At 67.3% G+C, this 25,911-nt stretch carries 20 protein-coding genes; 10 read left to right on the top strand and 10 right to left on the bottom strand.

What is annotated here, in order from left to right; all coding sequences use genetic code 11:
- Positions 1 to 77: 77 nt before the first annotated feature.
- Positions 78 to 1,748 (top strand): ATP-dependent helicase, encoded by a 1,671-nt coding sequence (locus tag VSR34_RS24480; RefSeq protein WP_028214509.1) that lies wholly within the window; start codon positions 78 to 80, stop codon positions 1,746 to 1,748.
- A 6-nt stretch (positions 1,749 to 1,754) separates the two neighbouring features.
- Here the strand turns inward: VSR34_RS24480 and VSR34_RS24475 are convergent, their stop codons facing one another.
- Positions 1,755 to 2,699 (bottom strand): phosphoribosyltransferase, encoded by a 945-nt coding sequence (locus VSR34_RS24475; RefSeq protein ID WP_028214510.1) that lies wholly within the window; start codon positions 2,697 to 2,699, stop codon positions 1,755 to 1,757.
- Between the two features lie 293 nt (positions 2,700 to 2,992).
- Here VSR34_RS24475 and VSR34_RS24470 point away from each other — a divergent pair, with 293 nt between their 5' ends.
- Both VSR34_RS24470 and VSR34_RS24465 read left to right on the top strand, forming a co-directional pair.
- Entirely contained in the window at positions 2,993 to 3,535 is a 543-nt protein-coding gene (locus tag VSR34_RS24470) for a molybdopterin-dependent oxidoreductase (protein WP_342963774.1), read from the top strand.
- 38 nt (positions 3,536 to 3,573) lie between these two features.
- Positions 3,574 to 5,445, top strand: coding sequence for an ATP-binding protein (locus VSR34_RS24465; RefSeq protein ID WP_342963773.1), 1,872 nt, complete (start codon positions 3,574 to 3,576; stop codon positions 5,443 to 5,445).
- A 66-nt stretch (positions 5,446 to 5,511) separates the two neighbouring features.
- Here the strand turns inward: VSR34_RS24465 and VSR34_RS24460 are convergent, their stop codons facing one another.
- Complete coding sequence (locus VSR34_RS24460) at positions 5,512 to 6,366, bottom strand: helix-turn-helix domain-containing protein (RefSeq protein ID WP_028214513.1); 855 nt, start codon at positions 6,364 to 6,366, stop codon at positions 5,512 to 5,514.
- A gap of 335 nt (positions 6,367 to 6,701) precedes the next feature.
- On the opposite strand from VSR34_RS24460, the gene VSR34_RS24455 reads away from it, so the two are divergent.
- Complete coding sequence (locus VSR34_RS24455) at positions 6,702 to 7,361, top strand: C39 family peptidase (protein WP_042291036.1); 660 nt, start codon at positions 6,702 to 6,704, stop codon at positions 7,359 to 7,361.
- Between the two features lie 10 nt (positions 7,362 to 7,371).
- Here the strand turns inward: VSR34_RS24455 and VSR34_RS24450 are convergent, their stop codons facing one another.
- Both VSR34_RS24450 and VSR34_RS24445 read right to left on the bottom strand, forming a co-directional pair.
- Positions 7,372 to 8,334 carry a LysR family transcriptional regulator gene (locus tag VSR34_RS24450; RefSeq protein ID WP_028214515.1) on the bottom strand — a complete coding sequence of 321 codons (963 nt, stop codon included), beginning with the start codon at positions 8,332 to 8,334 and terminating at the stop codon, positions 7,372 to 7,374.
- A gap of 275 nt (positions 8,335 to 8,609) precedes the next feature.
- On the bottom strand, positions 8,610 to 9,662 hold the full coding sequence (locus VSR34_RS24445; protein WP_028232019.1) for an NAD(P)-dependent alcohol dehydrogenase: 1,053 nt from the start codon (positions 9,660 to 9,662) through the stop codon (positions 8,610 to 8,612).
- Positions 9,663 to 9,912: 250 nt separating this feature from the next.
- Here VSR34_RS24445 and VSR34_RS24440 point away from each other — a divergent pair, with 250 nt between their 5' ends.
- Positions 9,913 to 10,893 carry an AraC family transcriptional regulator gene (locus tag VSR34_RS24440; protein WP_342963772.1) on the top strand — a complete coding sequence of 327 codons (981 nt, stop codon included), beginning with the start codon at positions 9,913 to 9,915 and terminating at the stop codon, positions 10,891 to 10,893.
- Between the two features lie 93 nt (positions 10,894 to 10,986).
- Positions 10,987 to 13,026: an EAL domain-containing protein gene (locus VSR34_RS24435; RefSeq protein WP_342963771.1), complete on the top strand. Its 2,040-nt coding sequence runs from the start codon at positions 10,987 to 10,989 to the stop codon at positions 13,024 to 13,026.
- A gap of 46 nt (positions 13,027 to 13,072) precedes the next feature.
- Here VSR34_RS24435 and VSR34_RS24430 read toward each other — a convergent pair whose 3' ends face one another.
- Complete coding sequence (locus VSR34_RS24430) at positions 13,073 to 14,305, bottom strand: CaiB/BaiF CoA-transferase family protein (RefSeq protein WP_051391133.1); 1,233 nt, start codon at positions 14,303 to 14,305, stop codon at positions 13,073 to 13,075.
- An 11-nt stretch (positions 14,306 to 14,316) separates the two neighbouring features.
- Positions 14,317 to 16,113, bottom strand: coding sequence for an acyl-CoA dehydrogenase family protein (locus VSR34_RS24425; RefSeq protein ID WP_051391132.1), 1,797 nt, complete (start codon positions 16,111 to 16,113; stop codon positions 14,317 to 14,319).
- A gap of 128 nt (positions 16,114 to 16,241) precedes the next feature.
- Here VSR34_RS24425 and VSR34_RS24420 point away from each other — a divergent pair, with 128 nt between their 5' ends.
- On the top strand, positions 16,242 to 17,153 hold the full coding sequence (locus tag VSR34_RS24420) for a LysR family transcriptional regulator (RefSeq protein WP_028214519.1): 912 nt from the start codon (positions 16,242 to 16,244) through the stop codon (positions 17,151 to 17,153).
- 10 nt (positions 17,154 to 17,163) lie between these two features.
- On the opposite strand, the gene VSR34_RS24415 is transcribed toward VSR34_RS24420, so the two are convergent.
- Positions 17,164 to 19,740 (bottom strand): adenosylcobalamin-dependent ribonucleoside-diphosphate reductase, encoded by a 2,577-nt coding sequence (locus tag VSR34_RS24415; protein ID WP_028214520.1) that lies wholly within the window; start codon positions 19,738 to 19,740, stop codon positions 17,164 to 17,166.
- Between the two features lie 238 nt (positions 19,741 to 19,978).
- On the opposite strand from VSR34_RS24415, the gene VSR34_RS24410 reads away from it, so the two are divergent.
- On the top strand, positions 19,979 to 20,458 hold the full coding sequence (locus VSR34_RS24410) for a thioesterase family protein (RefSeq protein ID WP_028214521.1): 480 nt from the start codon (positions 19,979 to 19,981) through the stop codon (positions 20,456 to 20,458).
- Positions 20,459 to 20,472: 14 nt separating this feature from the next.
- On the opposite strand, the gene VSR34_RS24405 is transcribed toward VSR34_RS24410, so the two are convergent.
- Positions 20,473 to 20,772, bottom strand: coding sequence for a DUF3331 domain-containing protein (locus VSR34_RS24405; RefSeq protein ID WP_028214522.1), 300 nt, complete (start codon positions 20,770 to 20,772; stop codon positions 20,473 to 20,475).
- A 380-nt stretch (positions 20,773 to 21,152) separates the two neighbouring features.
- Between VSR34_RS24405 and VSR34_RS24400 the strand changes: the two genes are divergently transcribed.
- Positions 21,153 to 22,220, top strand: a complete 1,068-nt coding sequence (locus VSR34_RS24400) for an AI-2E family transporter (RefSeq protein WP_342963770.1) — start codon at positions 21,153 to 21,155, stop codon at positions 22,218 to 22,220.
- 39 nt (positions 22,221 to 22,259) lie between these two features.
- Here VSR34_RS24400 and VSR34_RS24395 read toward each other — a convergent pair whose 3' ends face one another.
- The gene (locus VSR34_RS24395) at positions 22,260 to 23,114 is read right to left on the bottom strand and encodes an alpha/beta hydrolase-fold protein (protein ID WP_342963769.1); all 855 of its coding nucleotides are present in this window, start codon (positions 23,112 to 23,114) and stop codon (positions 22,260 to 22,262) included.
- 124 nt (positions 23,115 to 23,238) lie between these two features.
- A complete protein-coding gene (locus VSR34_RS24390; protein WP_028214524.1) occupies positions 23,239 to 24,336 on the bottom strand; it encodes an OpgC domain-containing protein in 1,098 nt (365 codons plus the stop codon).
- Positions 24,337 to 25,017: 681 nt separating this feature from the next.
- Here VSR34_RS24390 and VSR34_RS24385 point away from each other — a divergent pair.
- Positions 25,018 to 25,881 carry a peptidoglycan DD-metalloendopeptidase family protein gene (locus VSR34_RS24385; protein WP_342963768.1) on the top strand — a complete coding sequence of 288 codons (864 nt, stop codon included), beginning with the start codon at positions 25,018 to 25,020 and terminating at the stop codon, positions 25,879 to 25,881.
- The last annotated feature ends 30 nt before the right edge of the window (positions 25,882 to 25,911 follow it).

The following is a 25,911-nucleotide window of genomic DNA, read 5'->3' as shown; positions in this document are numbered from 1 at the left end:
GATCCGTGCGGCATCGCTCCCTCGATTCCCACGCGGTCGTTCCGCCGCACAACCCAGAACTCGCCCGAGACCCGTCCATGGCCCGCATTGTTCCCGACGACTGGCAGCATCTCGAAGCCACCGGCGCCGCCGCGCGCGAGCGCGAAACGCTCGCCGCGCTCGCGCGCGGCCTGCCCAATGGCTACACCGTGTATCACGGCGTGCACTGGACGCGCCTCTCCGAAGGCTTTTCGGTGTTCGGCGAGGCCGACTTCGTGATCGTGAGCCCCGCCGGGCGCGTGATGATCGTCGAGCAGAAAACGGGCTTTCTGCGCGAAACGCCCAACGGGCTCGTCAAGGCATACATGCAGACCGAACGGAACGTGGCAATCGCGCTGGCGCGCACGGTCGAAGGGCTGCGCCGGCGCTTCACCGCGTCGTTCGGCGCCGGCACGTACGGGCTCGACGAGCTGCTCTATTGCCCCGACCATGTGGTGCGCGAGCCGGCCATCGCGGGCGTGGACCCGGCGCGCATCGTCGATGCCACGCGCAAGACGCAGCTTGCCGCGATCGTCCTCGAAGCCATGCCCGCCGACGAGCCGCGCCTGCCTTGCGCCGCGAAGATCCACCACTTCCTCGCCGACGAACTCTCGCTCACGCCCGACACCAGCGCGCTCGTCGGCGCGGCGGGCACGCTCGTCACGCGTCTCGCGGGCGGCCTCGCCACATGGGCGCGGCGGCTCGAATTTTCGCCGTACCGGCTGCGCGTGATCGGCACGGCGGGCTCGGGCAAGACGCAACTGGCCGTGCAGGTCATGAAGGACGCGGTGGCGCGCGGCGCGCGCACGCTGTATGTGTGTTTCAACCGCCCGCTCGCGGACCATATCGCGAAGCTCGCGCCGCCCGAAGCGAAGGTGGCGACCTATCACCAGCTTTGCGACTGGGTTGCGCGCGACGGCGGCCACGTGCCCGACTTCGAGCGCCCCGGCGCGTTCGACGAACTCGTGCGGCGCTTCGGTGAGACGCCGATCGGCGAGCGCTGGCAGTTCGATACGTTGATCGTCGACGAGGGGCAGGATTTCCAGCAGCCGTGGGTCGGCGCGCTCGAACGCCTGTTGCGGCCCGGTGCGGCGTGGTGGTGGCTCGAAGATCCGCTGCAGAACCTGTACGTGCGCGAGCCGGTCGCGCTGGCGGGCTGGACCGTGTTGCGGGAGAACACGAATTACCGCAGCCCGCGCGATATTCTCGCGTTCCTGCGCGACGTCGCCGGACCGACCGTACCGGCCATCGCGCAGCTCGGGGCGGGCAGTCCGTTCGACGGGTCAGAAGTGACGGTGGCGAGCTGGGACGACCGCGAAACTGGCGCCGAGCCCGGCGTGATCCTCGCGACCAAGCGCGCCATTACGCAGGCGCTGTCGCTCGGCTTTCGCAAGCAGGACATCGTCGTGCTTTCGTATCGCGGGCGCGAGCATTCGCGTTTCTCGACGCTCGACGAGCTGGGCCCGCACCGGCTGCGCAGCTTCACCGGCGAGTACGACCTGTTCGGCAATCCGCAGTACCGCGAGGGCGACGTGCTGCTCGATTCCATCTATCGGTTCAAGGGGCAGTCCGCGCCCTGCGTCATCCTCACCGAGGTGGATTTCGAGGCGTTCGACGAGCGCGCCGCGCGCAAGCTCTTCGTCGGCGCGACGCGCGCGGCCATGAAGCTCATCGTGGTGGCGTCGCCGCGTGCAGCCCGCTTCATCGAGGGCCGGCGCGGCGGCGTGTGAGCGCCGTCAGCTCCAGGCCGAGGCGCCGATCAGCGTGCCCGTGCGCGCGTGGGCGTTCCACCAGATCACGCGCAGAAGCGGCGCGCTCTGGGCGATCAGGATGGCCTGCACCGGATCGCTCTCGATGAAATGCGTGACGCCGCAGCGAATCGCCGCCGCCGCCTTGTGAGCGGCCGCGCCCGCGGCCGTTTCGTCGTGCTCGGGCGTGCGCATGATGAGTTCGAGATGCCCGAAACCGTGGCGTTCGAGCCAGGCGAGCGTGCGCTCGCGGTCCATTTCCGGGCGGCCCGTGATGATCGCGCGCGCCCGCTGGATGTCGATGCCAGGCAGGCGCTCGAACGGCACCAGCTCGTCGCGCTCGGCGAGCGCGGCGGCGAGGTCTTCGTCGTAGCGTGCGAGCGGAAGATCGGGGAGCAGCACACCGTCCAGATCGATGGCGTAGACGGCGTACTCGTGGTCGTCGGCCATGCGCGTGCCTTCGCCGTTGCCCTCGCTGATCCAGTCGGCGCGATAGCGGTCGGTGTAGGCCTGGCGCTCCCACGGGAAGAGCGTGAAATAGCCGCTCGCATCGATCGAATAATCGGGGCGCAAACGGCTGAGGTCGTCATAGGCGCCGGTCAGCGTGCGCACGACGAGGCCGTGTTCGCTGAGGAAGGCGATGCAGTCGATCAGCGTATTGCCTCGGCCCGCGATGTCCTCGCACAGCAGCACTTTCGCGCCCGGCTCGGGCAGTGGCATCGTGGAGTCCCAGCGCACTTCGCGCGTGGCGCGGTCGTAGCGCAGGAACGCGACGCCCGCGCCCGTTGCGTGCGAAACCATCAGCGCGAGCGGGGCGCCGCCGCGCAGAATGCCGACGACGACGGCGAATTCTTCGGCGACCAGCGCCGGCTGCAGCGACTCGACCCAGTGATCGAGCTGTTCGTAAGTGAGCGGAACGACAGGTTTATCCATGGGCTGAAATGGGAGGCAACGTGGCGCGTATCTGGCCAGTGAGCGGCAAATGGGCGGCAATTGCGTTGGAAAATGCGCAACACGGGTGCAACACGCATCCGAAAGCCGCGTAGGGCAAGAAGACGCCTGGTGTCAGTGCAAGGATTGACGATATTATGCCTATGCTCGCCGGCTGCTGCTGGCCGACCGGGTGGAGCAAGCGGAAACAAGCAGAAAAAAGAAAGAAGCGGCGCAGCGCCGCCACACCACACACGAAAACGACGCGATTCATCGCGCGAAAGGGCTCGGGCAACATGCAGTATTTCAAGGTATGGCCAGGCTGGCGGCGCTGGGCCGCCGTGGCGGCGTTCGTCTTCGCGGGCGCGGCGCCGCCGTTCGCTCAGTCGGCATTTGCGGCAGACCCTGCGACTTCGCTCTCGCTCGACGTGGACGGCGAAGTCCGCGTGACCAACAATGCCACCCATACGGCGTATCACTTCAGCGAGGCGCAACTGCTCGCGCTGCCCGCGCATTCGATCACGACGACCACTACGTGGACGCCGCGCTCGACCTTTACCGGTCCGCTGCTCTCGGATGTGCTCAAGGCGGTCGGCGCGTACGGCAGCCAGATCGAGATCCACACGCTCGACGATTACACTTGCGTCGTGCCCGTGGCCGACGCCGATCGCTACGGTGTGGTGGTCGCCTACGCGATGAACGGCCAGCGCCTGAAGGTGAGCAACTTCGGTCCGCTGTTCCTGATCTATCCGCGCGACCAGTATCCGCTCGAGCTAGACGGTGCGGCCGGCGACTCGAAATTCGCGTGGCAGATCAAGTCGATGACGATCAAGCAGTGAGTAGCCGGGGTCTGGTTTACACACATATGCAACGTCCAATGCGACGCCTGTTGCAGGCGGTGATCTGGATGGCGGCGCTTGCGCCGCCGGTGGTGGCGGTCGGCTATCTGCTCTATGCGAACCTGCTCAATCCGCAGGTCGTGCAGCGCATCACCAGCAATTACGACGGTCTGTACTGGGACGCCGCGCAGCTTCAGATCGCCTATGCGCGCTTCGAGAGCCAGCTCCTCATGTTCGCCGACGGCATCGACCGCGATCTGGACAAGGTACGGCTACGCTACGAAGTGCTGCAGTCGAAGCTCAACGTGATGAAGGGCTCGACGCAATCGCTCGATGCCGCGCACGGCTTGAGGAAGCGCCAGGAAGCCGATCTGGCCATTCTCGATGCGGCGATCTCGCCGTTCGAGGCCGAAATCGCGACGCTCGCGGACAACCCGGAGCGCGCGGTGCCCATGCTCATGGCACTCGACCTGCACTGGACCCAGGTCACCGATCTGGCGCTGAACCGGCGCTTCGCCGACGTCACCGAGCGCGAGGCGATCCGGCATGACTTCATTACGAAACGCCGCGAGCTGTTCGCGTCGGGGCTCGTGCTGCTCCTGCTTGCGGCGGCGGCGGGCGTGCTGCTCGTGATGAACGGCTACCGGCGCACGCGCCTGCTGCACCAGCAGCGCGCCGCGCTCGAAGCCGAGCACCAGGCGAGCCGCGCCGCGCGCGAGGCGAGCATGGCGAAGGACGCCTTCCTCGGCATGATCAGCCACGAGCTGCGCACACCGCTGCACGCGATCGTTTCGTCGATCGAGCTGCTCGGCTTCAACTCGCATTCCGACGCCGACCGCAAGGTGATCCAGCGCCTCGAAATCGCCGCTCGTCAGCTGGAAGCGCAGATGAAGGACCTCACCGACTACGCGCGCCTCGGCGCGGGCAAGCTCGAACTGCGTCAGGAGGAGTTCGAGCCGCGCGAGCTGCTGCAGTCGATCGTCGACGAGAACGAGCAGGCGGCGCGCTCGCGCGGGCTCGAATTCGAGCATGGGTGGGCGGGGCCGGAGCGACCCGTGGTGGCCGATCCGCACCGCATTCGCCAGATCGCCAACAACCTCGTCACGAACGCGATTCGCTACACCGAGCGGGGCAAGGTGCGGCTCGAATTCTGGCTGCAGGCGCGGGAGCGGGGCGCGCGGACGTCGCCGGGCAGGGATGACGCGCGAAGGCCGGCTGGCGACGACATGCTCGTCATCGTCGTCGGCGACACGGGGCCGGGCGTGGCCACGGAGCAGATACCGCTCATCTTCAAGGAGTTCACGCAGCTCGACACCTCGCGTTCGCGGCGCTACGAGGGGGCGGGGATGGGGCTCGCGATCGTGCGCGGCCTCGTCGAGCTGTTCGGCGGCACGATCGAGACGCAAAGTCAGGTGGGCAAGGGCACCACCTTCACCGTGCGCATTCCCGTGACGGCCGTCGAGCCGCCCGCGCTCGCCGTCGTGGCCGAAGCGGCGCTGCCGGCCCATTCGCCGCCGCGGGTGCTCGTCGTCGACGACAACCCGCTCGTGCGCGATTCGCTCTGCGAGATGGTTGCGCACATGGGCTACAGCACGCTCGCGGCCGGCGACGCCGACACCGCGCTCGCGCTGCTCCACGACGAGGCGTGCGATGTCGTGCTGCTCGATTTGCACATGCCGGGCCGCGACGGCTACGACTTCGTGGCCGGGCTCGACGCGGCGCGGGGCATGCACGCGCAACCGCGCGTGATCGCGGTGAGCGCCGATGTGGCGGGGCTCACGGCGCTTCCTGATGACACGCCGGGCAGCGAGCCTGCGCCGTTCTTCGACCGGCTCACGAAACCGGTGCACTACGAGGTGTTGCGCGCGGCGTTGCAACGCGCGCTGGCGGCACCTCGCGCGGCGGCCTGAGGCGGCGCCGGTCCGAAGCGGCGTCGGCCCGAAGCGTTTGACGGGGCCGGGCCGAACCGGGCGCCGTTAGCCGCGATTGAGCCGCTTCGAAAGGTCCGCTACGAGAATCGCCATGCGCGCCGGCTTTTCGTAGCACGCCACGTTGTAGTGGCGCACGACCTGGCTGATCTCCGATTCACTGGCCTTGCCGGTCAGCAGCTCGCCGGTGAGCACGAAGATGGGCGCATCGGGGTTCTCGGAGGCGCGCACGCTGCGGATCGCTTCGGCGGCGGTCTGGCTGCCGAACAGCCAGTCGATCACGACGCCGTCGAACACGTTGTTTTCCAGCGCCTCATTGAATGCTGCGAGACCGTAGAGCGCGAGCGCCGCGTAGCCGCTGTGCTCCAGGTAGTCGCGCAGGTTGTCCGCCGAGGACCGGTCGTCGTCCACCACCGCGATGAGCGGCTTGTCGGACTCGGCGCGGCGCGGATAGATCTCGATCTTGTGGACTTCGCGCGCGTTGTGGTACAGCGCGCCGTCGGGGCGCACGACGCGCCACTGGCCCTGTTTTTCGTACGCGACGAAGTCCGGGCGGCTGCCGGCCTCGACCGGCGCGCCGATCCACGCGGTGCACGGCAGTTCGGCCGCGCTCACGCAGAGTATCGCCTCCTGCGCGCTCGCGCCGACCATGCCGGGGTCGAGCAACTGCGCGCCAAAGAGCTGGCCAGCGGGTTCGCCGAACGCTTCGGCTACCTTCTTGATCTGGGCGAGCGTCCACGGGCTGTTGCCGCGCAGCTTGCGGTGCCCTTGCGAAAAACTCAGATCAAGAATCCGGCACAGTTCGGTCGTTTGCTGACGCTTGCCGATGCCATGACGGCTCATCAGTTCGCGTACGCGCTCCGCGACCGAGGCCGAGTCGGTTGTTTGTGCGACGTTCGACATACCGCTTCAGGAGGGGATTCGTGGATTCAGTTTCTGATTCATCATGCCGCCGCGCCGTGAGGCCTGTGTGACGGGACCTCACACGGTCTCGCGCGGGGAGCACGATATTCTAAACGCATCAATTGCCAGTCACTGCTATTTTAGCCAATCCTAATCCGGCTCCGAAAAGCGGCGATGCAAGCGAAAGTTCGCCGCCAGAAGTTCGCCGCCAATGACACCCGGGGCTTTCGCGGCTCGCGGCGTTGCAGGTACGGCGCGAGCCTGCGAAGATGCACGATTCTGTACGCCGGGCGCCGGCGCGCGGGCATCAACCTTACAACGACGAGGGGTATCGCTTGGACGACGGGCACCGCGGGCACACCGGTCGCAATGGCGGGACGTGGCGGCATCGAGCCGTGCCGTATTACAGCCAGTGGGGGCGCGCCGAGTGGGTGGCGCCCATCGTCGAGCGCGGCGCCGACCCGTGCGACGACCCGGGCTGGCGGATGAGCGGCTTCGCGCACGCCGACGACTATCGGTTCTGGGCCAAGCGTCTGTGCGGCCTGACCTGCTTCGAATCGGCGCTCGATTATTGGGGTATTGCGCACGCGCCGCGCGCGCAACTGCTCGAGGAGGCGCTGCGTCACGGCGTGTACCGCGTGCGCGACGATGGCGGCGTGGACGGCCTGATCTACCGGCCGTTCGCCGCGTGGGTGCAGGCCGCGTTCGGCGTGCGCGTGGAGGTGATGACCGACGAGGGCATCGAGGCGAGCGCCGCGCGCCTCGATGCGGATACGCTCGCGATCGTCTCCGTGAGCCCCGAGATCCGCTACCCCGAGCGGCCCAATGTCAGCCAGGGCGGCCACCTGATCCTGCTGCACGGCCGCGGCGACGGCGGCGTGTGGTTTCACAATCCATCGGGCATCGCCCCGTATCAGGCTGACGCCTGGCTGCCTTATGAAACCGTCGCGCGGTTTCATGCGCGGCGGGGCATGGCGCTCACCCGGCCGCGCTGAGGCGCCACGTTCAGGCCGGCGCCGGCTGCAGGCCGCCCAGCAACTGCCGCACACGTGACAGATCGCGATTGATCGCGCCCGCGTCCTCGAACAGCTCCGCGAGCCAGTCCACGAACACGCGCACGCGGGGCGACACCTGGCGCGACTTCACGTACGCCACCGAAACCGGTGTGGGCAGCGGCTTCCATTGCGGCAGCACCTCGCGCAGCGCGCCGCTGTCCAGGTACGGCTGCGCGGCGAGCAGCGGCGGCTGGATCAGCCCGTAGCCCTGCAGGCCGCAGGTGAGGTAGGCGAACTCGTCGGAGACATGGACGAAGCCATCCACCTTCACCTTGGTCGGGCTGCCGTCCACTTCGAAGTCGAACTCGAACGGGCGGCCCGTGAGCGGCGAGAGAAAGTTGACGACCGGAGTCCGCGCGAGGTCGTCGAGCGTCTGCGGCGCGTCGTGCCGCGCGAGCCAGGCGGGGCTCGCGCAGGTCACGTGCTCCAGCACGCCAAGGCGCCGCGCCGCGAGCCCGGAGTCGGGCAGCTCGCCGAGCTGGATGCTGCAATCCACGCCTTCGCCGACGAGATCGACGTTGCGCAGGCTCACGCCGATCACGAGGTCGATCTGCGGGTAGCGCGCGTGGAAGTCGTCGAGCGCGGGCAGCACGATCGCGTTCGCGATCAGGCCAGGCATCTCCACGCGCAGGCGGCCGCCGATCGCGCCGGGCGACTGGCGCACGCTCGCTTCGGCATCGTCGATGTCGGCGAGGATTTGCGCGGCGCGCTCGTAATAGGCGGCGCCTTCGGGCGTCAGCGAAAGGCGCCGGGTGGTGCGCACGAGCAACTGCGTGCCAAGCAGCGATTCGAGGTTTTGCATCAGCGTGGTTGCGCTGGCGCGGGGCATATCGAGCGACTGCGCGGCTTTGGTGAAACTGTTGGTGTCGACGATGCGGATAAACGTGCGCATCGCCTGGATGCGGTCGATCACGGGCTAGCTCCTGAGAATGGGCTTGAGGCTTGAACGAAATCCGCGTTGCTGCTGAAAAAGGGTGAGCCGCGTAGCGCTGCTGCGCGGTGCCGGCGTCTCGCGGAAAGCGACGCGCGGCGGTCAAACGGCGAGGACGATCAGGTGGCGGCGCGCGCGGGCGCCGGCTCGACTACGGGAGGCCAAAAAAGGGAGGCCTCGAAGCGGAAGGGCTGGCGGGCCATCCTGAATGGACGGCCCGGCGGGGCAGGGTGTTACGTCAGGGTGCGCAGCGCTTGTTACTTGCGCAGCGAATCGAGGTCGATCACGAAGCGGTACTTCACATCGCTCTTGAGCATGCGCTCGTACGCGTTGTTGATGTCCTGCATCCTGATCAATTCGATATCCGAAGTAATGCCATGCTTGCCGCAGAAGTCCAGCATTTCCTGGGTTTCTGCAATGCCGCCGATCAGCGAGCCCGCGAGACGCCGGCGCTTCATGATGAGGTTGAACACTTGCGGCGACGGGTGATCGTGCTCGGGCGCGCCCACCAGTGTCATCGTGCCGTCACGGCGCAGCAGCGCGAGGAACGGGTTGAGGTCGTGCTGGGCGGCCACCGTGTTCACGATCAGGTCGAAGCTGTTGGCGTGCTTCGCCATTTGCTCCGGGTCCTTCGAGATGACGACTTCGTCGGCGCCGAGCCGCTTGCCGTCCTCGATCTTCGAAGGCGACGTGGTGAACAGCACGACGTGCGCGCCCATGGCATGCGCGATCTTCACGCCCATGTGGCCGAGTCCGCCGAGGCCCACGATGCCGACCTTCTTGCCGGGGCCCGCGCCCCACGTGCGCAGCGGCGAATACGTGGTGATGCCCGCGCACAGGAGCGGCGCGGCCGCGGCGGCGTCGAGGTTCTCGGGCACGCGCAGCACGAACGCTTCGTCCACCACGAGCTGCGTGGAATAGCCGCCGTAGGTCACGTCGCCGCTCACGCGGTCGTTGCCGTTGTAGGTGCCGACCCAGCCGTTCTCGCAATACTGTTCGAGGCCTTCGGCGCAGCTCGGGCAGGTGCGGCACGAGTCGACGAGACAGCCCACGCCGACCAGCTGGCCCACCTTGTACTGCGTGACGCCCTTGCCGACCTCGGCCACGCGGCCGACGATCTCGTGGCCCGGCACGACCGGGTACATCGTGTTGTGCCATTCGTCGCGCGCCTGGTGCAGGTCGGAATGGCATACGCCGCAGAACAGCACGTCGATGCGAACGTCGAGTTCGCGCAGGTCGCGGCGCTGGAATTCGAACGGGGCGAGCGGCGAGGCGGCGTCGCGGGCGGCATATCCGTAGGTCGGGTACATGTTGGCTCCTGTGTCGATGCGAAGTCGGGCTTTAGCCCTTACTCCAGTCCCATGCCGTGGTGGTCGGTGCAGCGCGTTGCATGGGGGTTGCGGCAGGGTTCCCATCGTAAGGATCGAGGCCCACCCAGGGAATACCTGAAGCTATCGAAGACTTGCCTGATTCTCCTGGCGCGAAGCAAAACTGCGGGTTCGGTGATAGATTGGCAAGCCTGTTTCTCTGCCTGACCGACTCTTTTGGGGCACAACCGATATGGGCTACGTCAAAACCCTCGCCGCGGCGGCCATCGCGCCGGCGGCCGCCACGCAGGCGCGCACGGTCGACCTGCTCATGCAAATCACGCAGCGCGACGGCGTGCACGCCACGGCGGTCGAAGGCGTTCGGCTCTATCGCGGCAGCAAGAGCCACCCGCGCCAGCCGGTGATGTACGAACCGAGCATCTTCATCGTTTGCCAGGGGCGCAAGCGCGGCTTTCTCGGCGATCAGATCTTCATTTACGACGCGCAGCAGTATCTCGTCCTTTCCGTGCCGATGCCGTTCGAATGCGAGACCGAGGCGAGCCCCGAGAAGCCGATTCTCGCGATCTCGATTCGCGTCGATCTCACGACCGTCGCCGAGCTGCTCATGGCGCTCGACGATCCGCGCCGCCCCGTGTCCGAGCCCTCGGGCATCTACGCCACGCCGCTCGACGCGACGCTCTCGAATGCCGTGCTGCGCCTGCTCGAGGCGCTAGCGCAGCCTCACGAGGCGCGCATTCTCGGGCCTTCGATCGTGCGCGAAATCTGCTATCGCGTGCTCATGGGCGAGCAGGGCGATGCGATTCGCGCGGCGCTCACGCATCAACATCATTTCGGGCGCATCGCGAAGGCGCTGCGGCGCATTCACACCGACTACCGCGACGACCTCGACGTCGAGACGCTCGCGTCCGAGGCGGGCATGAGCCTCGCTGTCTTTCACGCGCATTTCAAGGCAGTCACGTCGACCTCGCCGATGCAGTATGTGAAGACCACGCGCCTGCATCACGCGCGCCTGCTGATCACGCACGACGGCCTGACCGTGAGCGCGGCGGCCACGCGCGTGGGCTATGAAAGCGCGTCGCAGTTCAGCCGCGAGTTCAAGCGCCTGTTCGGCATGACGCCCGCCGACCAGATGCGACTCGTGCGCGACGCGGCGGCGGCCGCTGCGGCGCCACGCGTGGAAGTCCTGCCGCCGCGCTACGTGACGGCCGTGTGACGCCGCGTTGTGCACGTTGAGTGCGCGGTATTCCATCGATTCGATACCGACATTGGGCCGTGACACCGGCGCGGGGATCTCAAAGGCTCAACAATGAAAACGCTGATCGGCGCGCTGCAAGAGCGCGCGGCCCACGTGGTGAACCGCTTCTATGAAGAGTTGGGCCGCCTGCCCAAGTCCCGCCGCATTCTCGAAATGCTCTCGGGCGCGGAACTCGCGCATCTGAAGTCGCGGCAAATTCAGAATCTCCTCGCGCTCGCCGATTTCGGCCTGACCGCGCGCGAGCACGAGGAAATGGCGCAGCGTATCGGCCGTATCCACGCCATCGTCGGGCTCGACAAGGAAGAGCTCGTACGCAGCCGCGGCATTCTCCACGAAGTGCTTTACGCGGAAGTGGGCCGCTCCGTGAGTGCGCAGCAGCTCTCGCTCTACGCGCGGCGCCTCACGTCCGACCTCGCGTGGCAACTCAAAGCCTACCAGGACGTGCAGGATTCGCAGCAGGAGGCGCTGTTGCGCATCACGCGTCTCGTTTGGGAAGCGGGCAGCTATACGAATTTCATCGACCAGGTGATCGCCACGCTGGCGGCTCACGAGGAAGTGGCCGCCTGCACGATCGGCCGGCCCGACGAAGCGGGCATTTTTCATTTCGAGGCCGGTGCGGGCGGCAAGACCGAAAGCGGCATGCTCGACGTGCTCGCCGCGCACGATCACGAAGTCAGCGTGCGCGCCGATCACCCCCAGGGGCAAGGCGCCATTGGCCGCGCGTGGCGCAGCGGCAAGGCCGAGCGCGTGGTCAACTACCAGACCGACCCGCTCGTCGTGGCGTGGCGCGATCTCGCGGCGCGCGAAGGCGTGCGCTCTTCAGTGGCGATTCCGCTCGCTGCGCCGGGACAGGCGCCACTCGCCGTGCTCAGTTTGTATAGCGCGTTTCCGGGCGGCTTCGTCGGGCCCAATCAGGTGGCGTTCGTCGATCTGCTGCAAACGCTGCTCGGCTGCGCCACGATGCGTATCCGGACCCACGACGGCATGAGCGCCGCCGTGCCGATAAACGTGCGCCAGCATTGGGCGGCGCTCGTGCGCACCGGCGCGCTGGAAATGCACTATCAGCCGCTGCTCAGCCTGGCAACGGGGACGGCCAGCAAGGTGGAGGCGCTGGCACGCCTGCGCGACGGTGAGCGGCTGCTGCTGCCGGACGAATTTCTCCCAGCGCTCTCCTCCGACGACCTGCTGGCCCTCTTCGCGCGCGGCCTCGACGAGGCGCTCGCCGACCGTGTGCGCTGGCATGCCGAAGGCCGCGATCTGGAAGTGTCGATCAACCTGCCGCCGGCGGCGCTGAACGATATCCGCTACTACGAGTCCACCCGCGCCGCCCTGGCGAGGCACCGTTGCCCCGCCGTGCGGCTCACGCTGGAAGTTCTGGAGAACGAAGCGCTTTCGCTGAGCCAGGGTCAGAGCGCCATTCTCGCGAAGTTCCGCGAGCTGGGCGTGCTGCTCGCGCAGGACGATCTCGGCGCGGGACACAGCGGCCTCACGCGCCTGCGCGAAGTGCCGTTCGACTGGATCAAGCTCGACCGCGAGATGGTGAAGGTGAGTGGCGACGACCAATTGAATACGCTGCGCGTGATCTATCAGTTGACGCGTCTTGGCCATTCGCTGGGCCGGCTCGTGCTTGCCGAAGGCATTGACACGCTCGACCTCCTCAATGCGCTCACGATTCTCGGGGTGGACGGCGCGCAGGGTTACGGCATCGCGAAGCCGATGGAAGCCGCGCGTCTCGTCGAATGGCTGGACCGCACGCCGGCCTTCGTCGCGACGGCGGTTGCCAAAGACGGTGCGGGAAACGAAAGTCTGCTCGCGCGGCTCGCCCGCTTCGTGGTCTGGGAAGAGCGCATGCTCATGATTGCCGCCGTGCCCGAAGCGGGGCAAGCGTTGCTGCAAGCGCTGACTCGCGATACCGGGAGCGTGCCGCTCGCGCAATCGCTTACCGGCTTCGGCACCATCCTGCCTGCGGGACCGCAACGCGACGCGTTGCATCGTCAAGTGGTCGGTGCGCTGCTTACCCACGGCCCCCACAGCGAAGCTTGGCGTGTCGCGCTGAACGGCCTGATAGCGGCGATCGCGGCTACTGCGTAGACGCGGGCGGCTGGCCGCCTTCGCGCGATTGTCGTCGTGCGAAACGCTATGGAGTCGCCACTATTTCGGATTCCTTCACGATGCCGGATTCGAGAAGGCGTTGCTGGGTGGCAGCGTCGATGCCGAGTGCGTCCATCACGGCGCGCGTGTCGGCGCCGAGCGCAGGCGGACACTTGCGATAAGTCGGCGGTGTGCGCGAGAGCTTCACCGGCGCGCCCGTGCCGCGATAGCCTTCCATCTCGACGATCATGCGGCGGTGCCGCGTGTGCGGATGCGCGGCCACGGCGTCGACGGTCTGCACCGGCCCGCACGGCACACCGGCGTTGATCAGGTCGCGCGCGAGCGGCTCGCACTCGTGCGCGGCGAGCCGTGCTTCGAGCGCGGCCTTGAGCTCCGGGCGATGCGCGCAGCGGCTGCGATTGTCGGCGAAGCGCGGGTCGTCGGCGAGATCGGGTATGCCCAGGTGCGCACAGAGCCTGGCGAACTGGCGGTCGTTGCCCACCGCGAGGAAAATGGGTGCGCTGCCGGTCGCGTAGCTGTCGTAGGGCGCGATGTTCGGGTGCGCGTTGCCGCTGCGCTGGGGCGTGCGGCCGTTGCCGAAATAGTTCGGCAGATGCGGGTGCAGGAGCGACACGCCGCAATCGTAGAGCGCGATGTCCACCGACTGCCCGAGCCCGCTCTTTTCGCGTTCGGCCAGCGCGAGCAGAATGCCGGCGAGTGCGTTCAGGCCCGTGACCATGTCGACGATGGGCAAGCCGATGCGAAGCGCGGGGCCATCGCGCTCGCCATTCACGCTCATGAGCCCGGCCATGGCCTGGATGACGGCGTCGTAGCCGGGCAGCCCGCCTAGCGGGCCGTCCGCGCCGAAGCCGGAGATCGCGCAGTGAATCAGGCGTGGAAAGCGCGGGCGCAAGTCGCGCTGGTAGTCCATGCCCCAGCGCGCGAGCGTTCCCGGCTTGAAGTTTTCGACGAGCACGTCCGCGCCTTCGAGCAATTGCCAGAGGATCTCGCGGCCTTCCTCGTGCGCGAGATCGACGGCGATGCCCTGCTTGTTCCGGTTCACGCCCACGTAGTACGAGGCGGTATCGCCCACGAAGGGCGGCCCCCAACCGCGCGTTTCGTCGCCGCCGGGCGGTTCGAGCTTGATGACGTCGGCGCCGTGGTCGGCGAGCGCCTGGGTGCAGTACGGGCCGCCCAGCACGCGGCTCAGGTCGATGACGCGCAGGCCGTGCAACGCGCCGTTGACAATGGTTGATCTGGATTCCTCTGGAATGTTCATGGCGTGCAACCTCACTGCGCGGGCATCAGTTGCATGGCCTGATCCAGGGGAAGCACGTGTTCTTCCACGAGGGCGCGCAGCGTTGTGGCGTTTTCGTCGCGCTCGTCGAGCGCGAGCGGGTCGCGCGGCAGCAGCTTGTGGCGCACGAGCAGATGCGCGAGCGCGAGGCGTCGATAATCGGCGGCGCTGCGCGAAACCTGCGCCGCTTCGCAGGCCATGAAGGCGGCCGTGGTGGCGTGATAGAGCGCGCTCGCGGCCTGGCGCACCGACTCGTCGCGGCCGCATTCGGCCACGCTCATGAGCGCCGCGCCCGAGCGGTCGAACATGCGGCGCAGGAGTGTTGCGCTCGTCGCGTGCAGGCCGCATTCGGTCAGCGCTTCATGCACGTACTGCGTCAGCGCTTCGAGCGCGCCCTCGCGCTTCGCCGCGCGCGCCACGTCGAGTGCGACGATATTGCTCGTGCCTTCCCAGATCGAGCCCAGGTGCGCGTCGCGCACGAGGCGCGGGTCGCTCCATTCCTCGATATAGCCCACGCCGCCGCGCACTTCCATCGCGTCGCCGGTCACGCGGCGCGCGTCGCGGCAGGCGCGGAACTTGATGAGCGGCGTGAGGATGCGCACGCATTTCGCCGCGCGTTCGTCACCGTGGTCGGCTCGTGCGAGCAGTGTGGCGATGCGCATGAACATCGAGCGCGCCTGCTCGGCGGGCAGCATCATCTTGAGCAGTTGGCGCTGCATCAACGGCATGTCGATGAGCTTGCGGCCGAACGCCTCGCGGTTGCGCGCCACGTGCAGCGCTTCGGTCACGGCGCGGCGCATGAGGCCCGCCGCGCGCACGCCGTTCGAGAGACGCGACATATTGATCATGTCCGCCATCTGATGAAAGCCGCGGCCCACTTCGCCGATCAGCCAGGCCTGCGCGCCTTCCAGCACGATCTCGCCGCTTGCCATCGAGCGGCTGCCGAGCTTGTCCTTGAGACGCACGATGCGATAGCTGTTGCGCGTGCCGTCGGGCAGTTTCTTCGGCAGCAGGAAGAGGGCGAGGCCCTTGATGCCGGGCGGCGCGTCGTCGGGGCGCGCGAGCACCATCGCGAGATCGGCGTCGGCATTCGAGCAGAACCACTTGTCGCCGTAAAGACGCCACACGTCCTCGCCATTCGCGCCGCGCTCGCGCGTGGCGCGTGTGGCAATGCGCGCCACGTCCGAGCCCGCGGCCTGCTCCGTCATGAACATCGCGCCCTGGTACAGCGTGTCGAAGTCCTGCGAGGCGAGCATCGGCAGATAGCGCGCGATGAGTTCGGGCGAGCCGAAGCGGCGCAGCGTGCGCGTGAGCGAGTCGGTCATGCTGACCGGGCAGCACAGGCCGAACTCGGCCTGCACGAACAGGTACGTGAGCGCGTATTTGACGAGCGGCGCGGGCGCGTTCTCGCGATGGCTCATGGCCGCGAGGCCGAGTTCCGCATAAGCGACGCGTTCGAGCGCCACGTAGTCGGGATGCTTGTCGATGCGCTGGATCGCTTCGCCGCTGCGCGTGCGTTGTTCGAGCGTGGGCGGGTGCTTGTCGGCCGCTAGCGCAAGCGTGTCGAGTTCGTCGGATGCGCGCTGGCCTAGCGAGACGAGTTGCGTCTCGATCGCGCGGAATGCGGCGTCGCCGAGATAGCTGCGCAAAAGAGGCGCGAAGCCGGGATCGCTCGTGTAGAAGTTGATGCCGCGGCTATCGGGAATGTTCGCCGCGCCGCTGGCGGAGTTTGCTGGGCTCGCGTATGTGGCGTTTGTAGCTGGCGTGGCGAAGGCGGGGCGATCGTTCATCTTGTGCTGTCTCCGTTTTGTGCTCTGCGATTCGGCGTAGCTTAGGCACGGCATCGATAACGGTCCAATACAAAGGATGTCATGTACGATAAGGGCCATCTATTGATCAAAACGCCCGGGGAATCGCCATGGAACTCAAACAACTGCGCTATTTCGTGGCCGTGGCCGAGGAACTGCACTTCGGCCGCGCCGCGCGTCGGCTGTTCATCTCGCAGCCGGCGCTCAGCTTCGATATTCGCAAGTTCGAGGAACAGCTAGGCGTGCAACTGCTCGAGCGCACCAACAAGGCGGTGGCGCTGACCAACGCGGGCAACGTGTTGCTCGAAGAGGCGCGGCGGCTGCTGGAGCAGGCCGACGAAGTGCGGCGCATCGCGGCGCGTTCCGCGCACGGGCTGGCGGGGCGGCTGCGCATCGGTTTCGTCAATTCGATGCTCTATCGCGGGCTGCCCGAGGCGGTGCGGCGTTTCGAGGCCGATCATCCAGCGGTGGAAGTCGTGCTGCGGGAGATGAACACGGCGGAGCAGGTGCAGGCGCTGCAGCGTTTGCAGATCGATCTCGGCTTTGCGCACTGGGGGCGCTTTCCGGCCGAGACGCAATCAGAGGTGCTGTTTTCGGAGCCGTTCCTCTGCTGTCTGCCGGTTGCGCATCGGCTCGCACGCCAGCGCCGCATCGAGCTCGCGACGCTCGCGCTCGACCCGTTCATCCTGTTTCCGCGTTCGGTGTCGCCGCACTATCACGACCAGATCATCGCGACCTGCGTGGAGGCGGGGTTCAGCCCGCAGATCCGCCACGAAGCAAGGCTCTGGCAAACCGTCGTGACGATGGTGGAGTTCGGCATGGGCATCGCGCTGGTGCCGGCTGCGCTGGGGGCCACGGGCAGCGGGCGCGTGGTGTTTCGGCCATTGTCCAGCAATCCTTACGAATCGCAGGTGCTCCGGCTCGTGCGCGCCGGCGAGGCGAATGCGCTGGCTCAGGGATTTGCGACGTACCTCAGGGCGGGCAAGGAGAGCAGGGCGGCTGGCACGCCGCCCCGCAAGTGAGCGCCAAACCTCAGCCGCACGTCCCGATCTCTCCGCACGCCGTGCAGAAGTCGCAGCCGTCCTTGCGGATCACGGCATTCGCCCCGCACGAGCCGCATTTGCGCCCGAGCATCGCATGAGGCATGGCATGGTGCGAGTCGGCGGGCAGCGCGTTGTCGCGTTCCAGCACCTGATCGCCGGAACGTTCCGCCGGTGGCGCTCGGTCCACGTCCGCTTGCGCTTGCCCAGATCCGGTCAACGCGCCGCTGCGCAGTTGCGCGAGCAGACGTGACGGCACCTGGCGCCCTTCGGCATCGAGAAAGCCGCGCCGATGCAGGATCTGCTGGATCGCGTAGGCGATGGCCGCGACTTCGGAGTCGTGCCAAAGCGGGATGCGCCGGCCGTCGAGGCGCTGCGTTTCGCCGTAGCGCACCTGGCCGCGATCCCATGACACCTTGCGCAAGTCCTGCAGATTGCGCGCGACGAAACCGCCGCGCGCCGCCAGTGAGAGCGAACGCATCGTCGCCGTGATCCATTGCTGCGATTCATCGCGCTGGCCCACGGGAATGAAGAATTCGATAGGCCGCTCGATCGTCACGGCTTCGCCGCCGACGTGGCCGGTCACCTCCAGGAACGAGACCGCCACGTAGAGCGAGACCTTGCCGGTCTGGGTGATGTACTCGATCTTTTCGATCACGGCGGGCAATTCGCCCTTTGGCCGATGATCGATCGCCACGCGCAGCGGGTCCAGCAGCAGATCGCCGAGCGCATCGTCGGCAGGCGCCGCGGCTTGCGGCGGCAGCGTTTGCAGAACCGCGCCGAGCGTCTCGTTCGGCCGGTAGGTCGCGAGTCCCTTCAGGCCGCGCCGCCATGCGTCGAGATAGAGGTTTTCGAAGTCCTCGAAAGGATAGTCGGCAGGGACGTTGACGGTCTTCGAGATCGACGTGTCGACATAGGGCTGCACGGCCGCCATCATCGCCACGTGGTCCTGCGCGCTCATTTCCAGCGCGCTCACGAAGTACCCGGGCAGTGCGTTCACGTCGCCGCCCAGCTCGCGGTACACGCGCCACGCGTGGTCCTCGACGTTGAAGGTCTCGCGGCTGCCGTCTGCCATGCGGCGCGTGCGCTGATAGGTCCACGAGAACGCGGGTTCGATGCCGTTCGAGACGTTGTCGGCGAACGCGAGGCTCACCGTGCCCGTGGGCGCGATGGAGAGCAGATGGCTGTTGCGGATGCCATGCGCGCGGATCTCGCCCTTGAGATCGTCGGGCAGGCGCGAGGCGAAGGTGCCGGCTTCGAGATAGGTATTGGCGTCGAAGAGGGCAAACGCGCCGCGCTCGCGCGCGAGTTCGACCGAAGCGTGGTAGGCGGCGTCGCGCATCGTGCGTCCCACGCGTGCGCCGAATGCACAGCCTTGCTCGGAGTTATAGCGGATGCCGAGCATCACGAGCGTGTCGCCGAGCCCCGTGAAGCCCACGCCGATGCGCCGCTTGGCCGCCGCTTCCGCCTGCTGCTCGGGCAGCGGCCAGAGCGTGGCGTCGAGCACGTCGTCGAGAAAGCGCACCTGGGTGCGCGTGCGTTCGGCGAGTGCGTCCCAGTCGAAATCGGTGTCTTTGTATTCGCCGCGGCCGCGCAGTTGCGCGAACGGCTCGATCACGAAGCGCGTGAGGTCGAGCGGCCCGAGGTTGCAGCACCCGTAGGCGGGCAGCGGCTGCTCGCCGCACGGGTTGGTCGCGCGGATCGCTTCCTGCGCGCGCAGGTTGTTGTCCTCGTTCATGCGCGAGATGAACACCACGCCCGGTTCGGCGACGTCGTAGGTCGAGCGCATGATCGCGTCCCACAGCGCGCGGGCGCGTAGTTCGGCGTAGACCCAGTTGCCGTCGTCGCGCCGGTGCAGGTCGCCCGAGGCGCGCAGCGCGGGCGAGGGCTCGGCGCGATGCACGAGTTGCCAGGGCGCATCGTTTTCCACGGCGTGCATAAACGCGTCGGTGACCGCCACCGAGACGTTGAAGTTGTTCCAGCGCCCCTTCGAATGCTTGGCCTCGATGAACTCGGGCAGGTCGGGGTGATCGCAGTCGAGCACGGCCATTTGCGCGCCGCGCCGCGAGCCTGCGCTTTCCACGGTGCGGCACGAGGCGTCGAACACGTCGATATAGCTGCACGGCCCCGATGCGCTCGATCCCGTCGACTTCACGAGCGCGCCGCGCGGCCGGATCGCCGAGAAGTTGTAGCCCACGCCGCCGCCGCGCCGCATGGTTTCGGCGGCCTGCAGCAGCGCGACGTAGATGCCGGGGCGGCCCTCGTCGTCCACCCCCTGGATGCTGTCGCCCACCGGCTGCACGAAGCAGTTGATCAACGTGGCTTCGATGCCGGCGCCCGCCGCGCTCATGATCCGCCCCGCGCCGAGCGCGCCGTGGCGCAGGTTGTCGACGAAACGCGCCTCGACCTCGGCGCGCAGCTCCGGTGGCTCGACCTGGGCGACGCCGCGTGCGACACGGCGATAGATGTCGTCGGCGGTTTGCTCGTCGCCTTTGGCGTATTTCTCGAGCATCACGTCGAGCGAGAACTGCTGTGGAGGAAACGGAAGCGGGGGCGTGTCTTCTGCCATGGCCGGGCCTCGCATAGCGCCGCGCGCGGGCGGCGGTTGAAGGACGATTCAAGGGTGGCGGGACGGCGCGCGAGACGCGCGGCAGCCGTGCCGCATGCGCTCAACCTTACCCCAGCGGCGCGGCGTGTGCACGGCGGCGCAAGGGCGCAGGCCAGGGCGGGTGGAGTTCGCGGCGGCCGCTCGCATTCTGCGGTTACACTGCTCGCGCCCGCAGGCACATAGACAACGAGGAGACACGATGACGAACGACACAGCGCCCGTGGTCTATCACGACACGGTGCGCGCGGAGTGGGTCGATTACAACGGCCACTTGCGCGACGCCTTTTACATGTTGATCTACAGCTACGCGACCGACGCGCTGCTCGATGCCATCGGTCTCGACGCGGCGCAGCGCGATGCGCGCGGGCGCTCGATGTACACGCTGGAAGCGCACCTGAACTACCTGCACGAGATCAAGGAGGGCGCGCAGGTGCGCGTCGAGGTGCGCGTGATCGAGCACGACGCGAAGCGGGCGCGCCTCTATCTCGAGATGTACGCCGGCGAGCGAGCCGAGCCGGTCTCGGCCAGCGAGCAACTGCTCTTGCACGTGGACCGGTCGGGCCCGCGCGCGGCGGCCTTCGACCCCGACGTGCTCACCCGCGTGGCGGCGTTGTGCGCCCGCTCGGCGGGCTTCGCGCCGCGGCACGCGGCGCGCGCTATCGCGCTCGCGCCGCGCTGAGGCCGTCGCTGTGCTTACAGCGCCAGTTCCGCGCCGATGAGCTCGCCGAATACATCGGCGGCGATCATCACGGAGGCGTTGAGCGGTGCGGGACGTTCGGCCGGCTTGAACACGGCGTCGCCACGGCGGATCTTGCGGCGCGATACGGCGCAGGTGCCCGAAGAATGCGCCGAGCGACGGCGCCAGCGCTGCTCGCCATAATGACAGCGCCCAGGCTCTACCCAGCGGATCACCAGCGCCGTATCCGTCTGCTCGAGTATTTCGATGCGCTCACCGTTGGCTCCGTCAAGCGAGAGGCACGCTTTTTTCTTCATTGTCGGCTCCGAAAGTGTGGTTGCCGCGAATGTAGACCCGCTTGCTGACAAGTGCCATTGTGTCGCCGTTGAAACACCATTCCATTATCAGCAACAATTGCACAGCGACACGTGGCGATTCACGAAGGAATGGGGGTTTGCGGCCGATGGAGGGGCGACGTCGCGAATTTGTGCAACGCACTGTTGTGCGTGGCGCGACATCGATGGGCTCGTTAAGCGGTGCCGGGCGGGATGTTCGCGGTGGGGACGGAACGGACGGGACGGAGGAGGATCTGAGAAAAGCGCGGCCCGGCGCGATTGACTTGCGTGGTGAGCAAGCTTCAGACAGCTTCAGGCAGCTTCGAAACCGGAGCCCTTGTTTTGAACTTTCCAGAGGTTACATGATTCAACGTCCGCCTGTTCCGAACTCCGCAAGCGAGCAAAAAATCCAGCGCGCCGCCTCTGCGGTGCTGTTCGCCACGCTCGTGCTGCTCGCGCTGTGGATCGTGCGCGAGTTTCTGCCCGCGGTGGCGTGGGCGAGCGTGTTCGCGATCGTGCTGTGGCCCGCCTATCAGGCGATCGAGCGCCGCGCATGGTTCAGGGGCCGCAAGACGCTGATCGCCAGCCTGCTCACGCTCGCCATCGGCCTGCTCGTGCTCCTGCCCATCGCGGTCACGGCCATCCGGGCGGGCGGGGAGGCCCACGAGCTCTATCTGTGGCTGCGCGACGCCCAGCAAAACGGCGTGCCGGTGCCCGACTTTGTCGCGCGGCTTCCCATAGGCAGCCGTCAGGTGAGCGACTGGTGGCAGGCCAATCTCGCTCAGCCGCTCAAGGCCTCTCCGGCGATGAAGAGCCTGCACGGCGACACCATGGTCTCGTTCGGCCGCCACTTCGGCGCGCAAGCCGCCCACGCCACGATGACGTTCGCTTTCATGCTCATCACGCTGTTCGTGATTTTCCAGGCTGGGCCGCGCCTGTCGGCCACGGTCATGCGCGGCGCGCTGCGCGCTTTCGGTGCCGACGGCGCCCAGCTCCTGTCGCGCATGGCGGCTGCCGTGCGCGGCACGGTCATCGGGCTCGTCGTCGTGGGGCTGGGCGAGGGCGTGCTGCTCACCGCCGCCTATATCGCGACCGGCGTTCCGCACGCGGCGCTGCTGGGCGCCGTCACCGCCATCGCGGCCATGCTGCCGTTCTGCGCGCCCGTCGTGTTTTGCGGCGCGGCGCTATGGCTCCTGATACAGGGTTCGTTCGTCGGCGCTGCCGCGCTCGTCGTCTGGGGTTTCGTGGTGGTGTTCGTCGCCGAGCATTTCGTGCGGCCCGTGCTGATCGGCAATTCCACTCGCCTGCCGTTTCTGCTCGTGCTGTTCGGCATCCTGGGCGGAGCGACCACCTTCGGGCTGATCGGCATCTTCATCGGACCGGCGCTCATGACGGTGCTGATGGTGCTGTGGGTGAACTGGGCGCAATGAGCCCGGCGACGCCGGGACGAGGCGCGCCGCGTGCCTCGCTCAGCGCACGCAGGCCAGCGTGTACCTGAGCGCGGCGGGCAGCAGTTCGCGCCAGACGGGCCACGCATGGCCGCCGTCGACGATGCGCAGCGCCGCGGGGTTGCCCGCCTCGCGCAGCCGCGTGTACAGGAGCGACGCCTCGGCCTGGATCACGAGGTCGTCGTCGCCGGCGGCGATGAAGAACGGCACGCGCCAGGGCCGCGCGAAATAGGGTTTCCAGAGCGCGGGGTAGTTGAGCGTGCGCCAGATCTGCGCGTCGAACTGATGGTCGCCGAACACGCCCACATGCCGCGCCGCCGAGCTGGGCGGCGGATCGCTCGCATAGACCGCCGGCGAGAGCAGCAGCGTGCCGCAGAACATGTCGGGGTGTTCCATCGTGTAGCGCAGCGCGCCGAATCCGCCCATCGAGACGCCGCCGATCGCGCGCCCGTCCCGGGCGTCTTCCACCGCGAAGTGCGATTCGATTTCGGGCAGCAGGTCCTGGAAGAACGCCGTCTCCATCTTCTCCTTGCGGTCGACGTACCAGTCGGTGCCTCCCTGCGGCATCACGATCACTACGGGCGGAACTTCGTGGCGGGCAATCAGCCCATCGACCGTGGTCTGGAGCTGGCCTTGCGTGACCCAGTCCATCGGCTCGCCGTTGTTGCCGTGCAGGAGATAGAGCACCGGGTAGCGGTTCTGGTCGGCTCGATAACCGCTCGGCAGGTACACCACGTACGGCCAGTCGCGGTTGAGCGCCTCGGCGTGGAAGCTGCGGACCGCGATCGTGCTCGCCGCGGCAGGCGCGCCCGGCGTGACGAAGGCCGCGCATGAGAGCGCGAGCGGAAGGAGCGCGGTTCGAAGGAGTCTGCGCATGGCAGGGGCGAAGGAACGGTTGGGCACCAGTGGCGCGGGGTCATCATGCTAGCAGCCGCCCGATGGCGCCGGAAGCCGGTGCCGGCGGCCGGCTGCGCGGACGTTTATCAGCGGCGGCGTCGTTTCAGGCGGAAGCTTTGGCGCGCGAAGGCAGCAGGCGCTTGAGCGGGCCGGATGCACGCGCGACGATCAGCAGCGCCGAGATCGCGACGGCGTCTGCGACGAGGCCGAGCGGGACATCGAGGTAGCCGTCCGTGTACCAGTAGAGGACCGAGTCGACCGTGAGCGATATCACGGCGCCGGCCACGAACGAGAGCATCCCCTTGCGTCCGACGAGGCCCACCCACGGCAGTGCATGCGCGAGGCGCCTCGCCCATCCGAGGCGGATCGCGTGCGCCGTGAGCCAGGCAATGCCGAGGAAATTGAGCATGCGGAACCATGCGAGGTTGCGCTTGAAGTCGCTATCGAGCGCGACGTTGCCGAGTTGCAGGCGATAGATGGCCGCGGCCGCGACGACGGCCAGGGCCGCCAGTGTCACGAGCGATCCAAGGCGGTGCGCGCTGGCGCGCTGGAATACGGGCTGCGCCTGCGCGATTACGCCGAGGACGAACATCAACTGCCAGCCGAACGGGTTGAAATCCCATTGCACGTCCTCGACATGCGGCAGCCACGGCGCCAGGTGGGGCGCGACGCCCCAAAGCGCGAGGCTCACGACCAGCAGCAGCCACGGCCGCGTGCGCGCGAGCGGCAGCGCAAGCGGGGCGGCGAGGGCGAAACAGGCGTACATCGGCAGCACGCCTGCCAGATAAGGCTGGCGGCGCAGCAGCACGATGTCGCGCAGCGCGGCGGCGGGCGCGAGCGTGAGATCGTCGAGATCGGTGGTGGCGAGGTTGGGCGCATCCACGTTGCACGCAACGAGAATCGCGGTGACGAGCAGCATCAGGAGCGCTGTCACGACGAACGCGCGGTAGATCTCGAACGCACGCTTGAGGAAACGCTGCCTGGCCGCCGCCTCGGTGTGGCGCGAGCAAAGCGCGGCCCACGCGGTGGCCGTGGCGAATCCGCCGAGGAAGACGAATACCTCGGCCGCGTCGCACAGCGCGTAGGCGTGGAGCGTGACGCGCGAGACGATGCTGCCGCCGATGTGATCGACGACGATGATGAGCAGCACGAGGCCGCGGAAAAAATCGAGTTCGACTAGACGGTGGGATGACTTGGACATGTTGGAGCAGCGGACCGTGTCGCCAGGGCGCTTTAAGCGGCCAAAAAAAGCGGACGGCGGAATGCTGGGAATACCTACCGGAAAAACAGAAAACCAGACGAGGTTCGCGTGACGCCGCGCGCTGGGAATCGCGAAACGCCGCTAGCGCAACCGCGAGACAAGCCCACGAAAAGACCTGATGAAAGCGCGAGGGTTCCCGTGAGCCGGGGCTCGGGTCTGACGGCGGCCGATACTACAGCAATCTCAAATGACTTTCATTGAACCCGCCGCAGTCGCAGTTCAAGTTTCCGAGGGCGTTTGCCGATAAGGCAAGTTAAAGGGCACGATGATGGGCCCCCGAGCGCCGCGCTGATGCACGCGGGCGCGTCCTTGTGCCCATGGCCGATTTCTTCGTGGTACGAGAATCCGGCCATTTAACATTTGTTTCAAAGTGTTGTCCCTGGGGTGATTTGGGGGAATTGGGCTTTACAATGCCGGATCGTTTTTGAGATGGCACGCTCGTTCGTTATCACGGCGATCGGCGTGCGTTGAATGTTTATCGGTCGAGATGCGGTCTTTTGGCTGCAAATCGACGCGGCCCTGCGCTGGCGGGCCGGGGCGATGTCAGGGCGGGAGCGCGATATACGCAGCAGACCGTCTCTCGCCGATTCGCGCGGGCTGCATGCACCGCAGGAGGTAACTATGTTCGAAGATCGTCGCGCTCAGCGGATCAACGGTCTGAAGGGATTCTGGGCCGTGTTGGGAATGGCGGCCCTGCTGGGCGGCTGCGCCAACGTGAATCAGCAGCAGCAACAACAGCCGCAGCCCGACACATCGGCAGCGGCGAGTCCGGCCTCGGACGCATCGGCTACCGATGCCAGCAACATGCAGGCGGCGGCGAGCGCGCCGGTCACGCGCGTCGTGACGAAAACGACCTACGTGCGCGCGCACCGCGGCGACACGCTTCAGCGCATCGCGCAAAAGCACAGCGTTTCCGTCAAGGACCTGGCCGCCTGGAACCACATGAAGCCGAACGGCCATCTGCGCGCGGGCCAGTCGATCAAGCTGGTTTCGAAGCAGACGATTACCGTGCAGGTGGCCGCGCCTCAGACTGGCGGCACCGCCTCGAACCCGGCCGCGAGCGCCGCCGGAAATCGCCAGGTCGCAGCAGAAGTGGCACGCCACGCGAGCAGCGTCGCGCTCGTGTGGCCGGCGCATGGCCGTGTGGTCGAGCCGTTCGCGCCGGGCATGACGCGCGGCATCGAGATCGCGGGCAAGGCGGGCGACCCGGTGATCGCCGCCGCGGATGGCAAGGTCATGTACGCGGGTACGGGGCTCAACGGGTACGGCAGCCTGATCATCGTCCAGCACAACAAGGACTTCCTGACGGCTTACTCGCACAACCGCCGTCTGATGGTGAAGACCGGCGACACCGTGCATCAGGGCCAGCAAATCGCGGAGATGGGCAGCGACAACAATGACCGCGTGGCGGTGCTGTTCGAGGTGCGCCGCGACGGCAAGCCGGTGGACCCGATGCCGTATCTGCCTTCATCGCCGCAGAGTTGAAGCGGGGTTTTCGACGCACCAATACGGGTG

Source organism: Paraburkholderia sp. JHI2823, from assembly GCF_038900695.1.
Lineage (GTDB): Bacteria > Pseudomonadota > Gammaproteobacteria > Burkholderiales > Burkholderiaceae > Paraburkholderia > Paraburkholderia mimosarum.
Note: the sequence above shows the minus strand (reverse complement) of the source record. Positions and strands in the feature narration are given on the sequence as shown.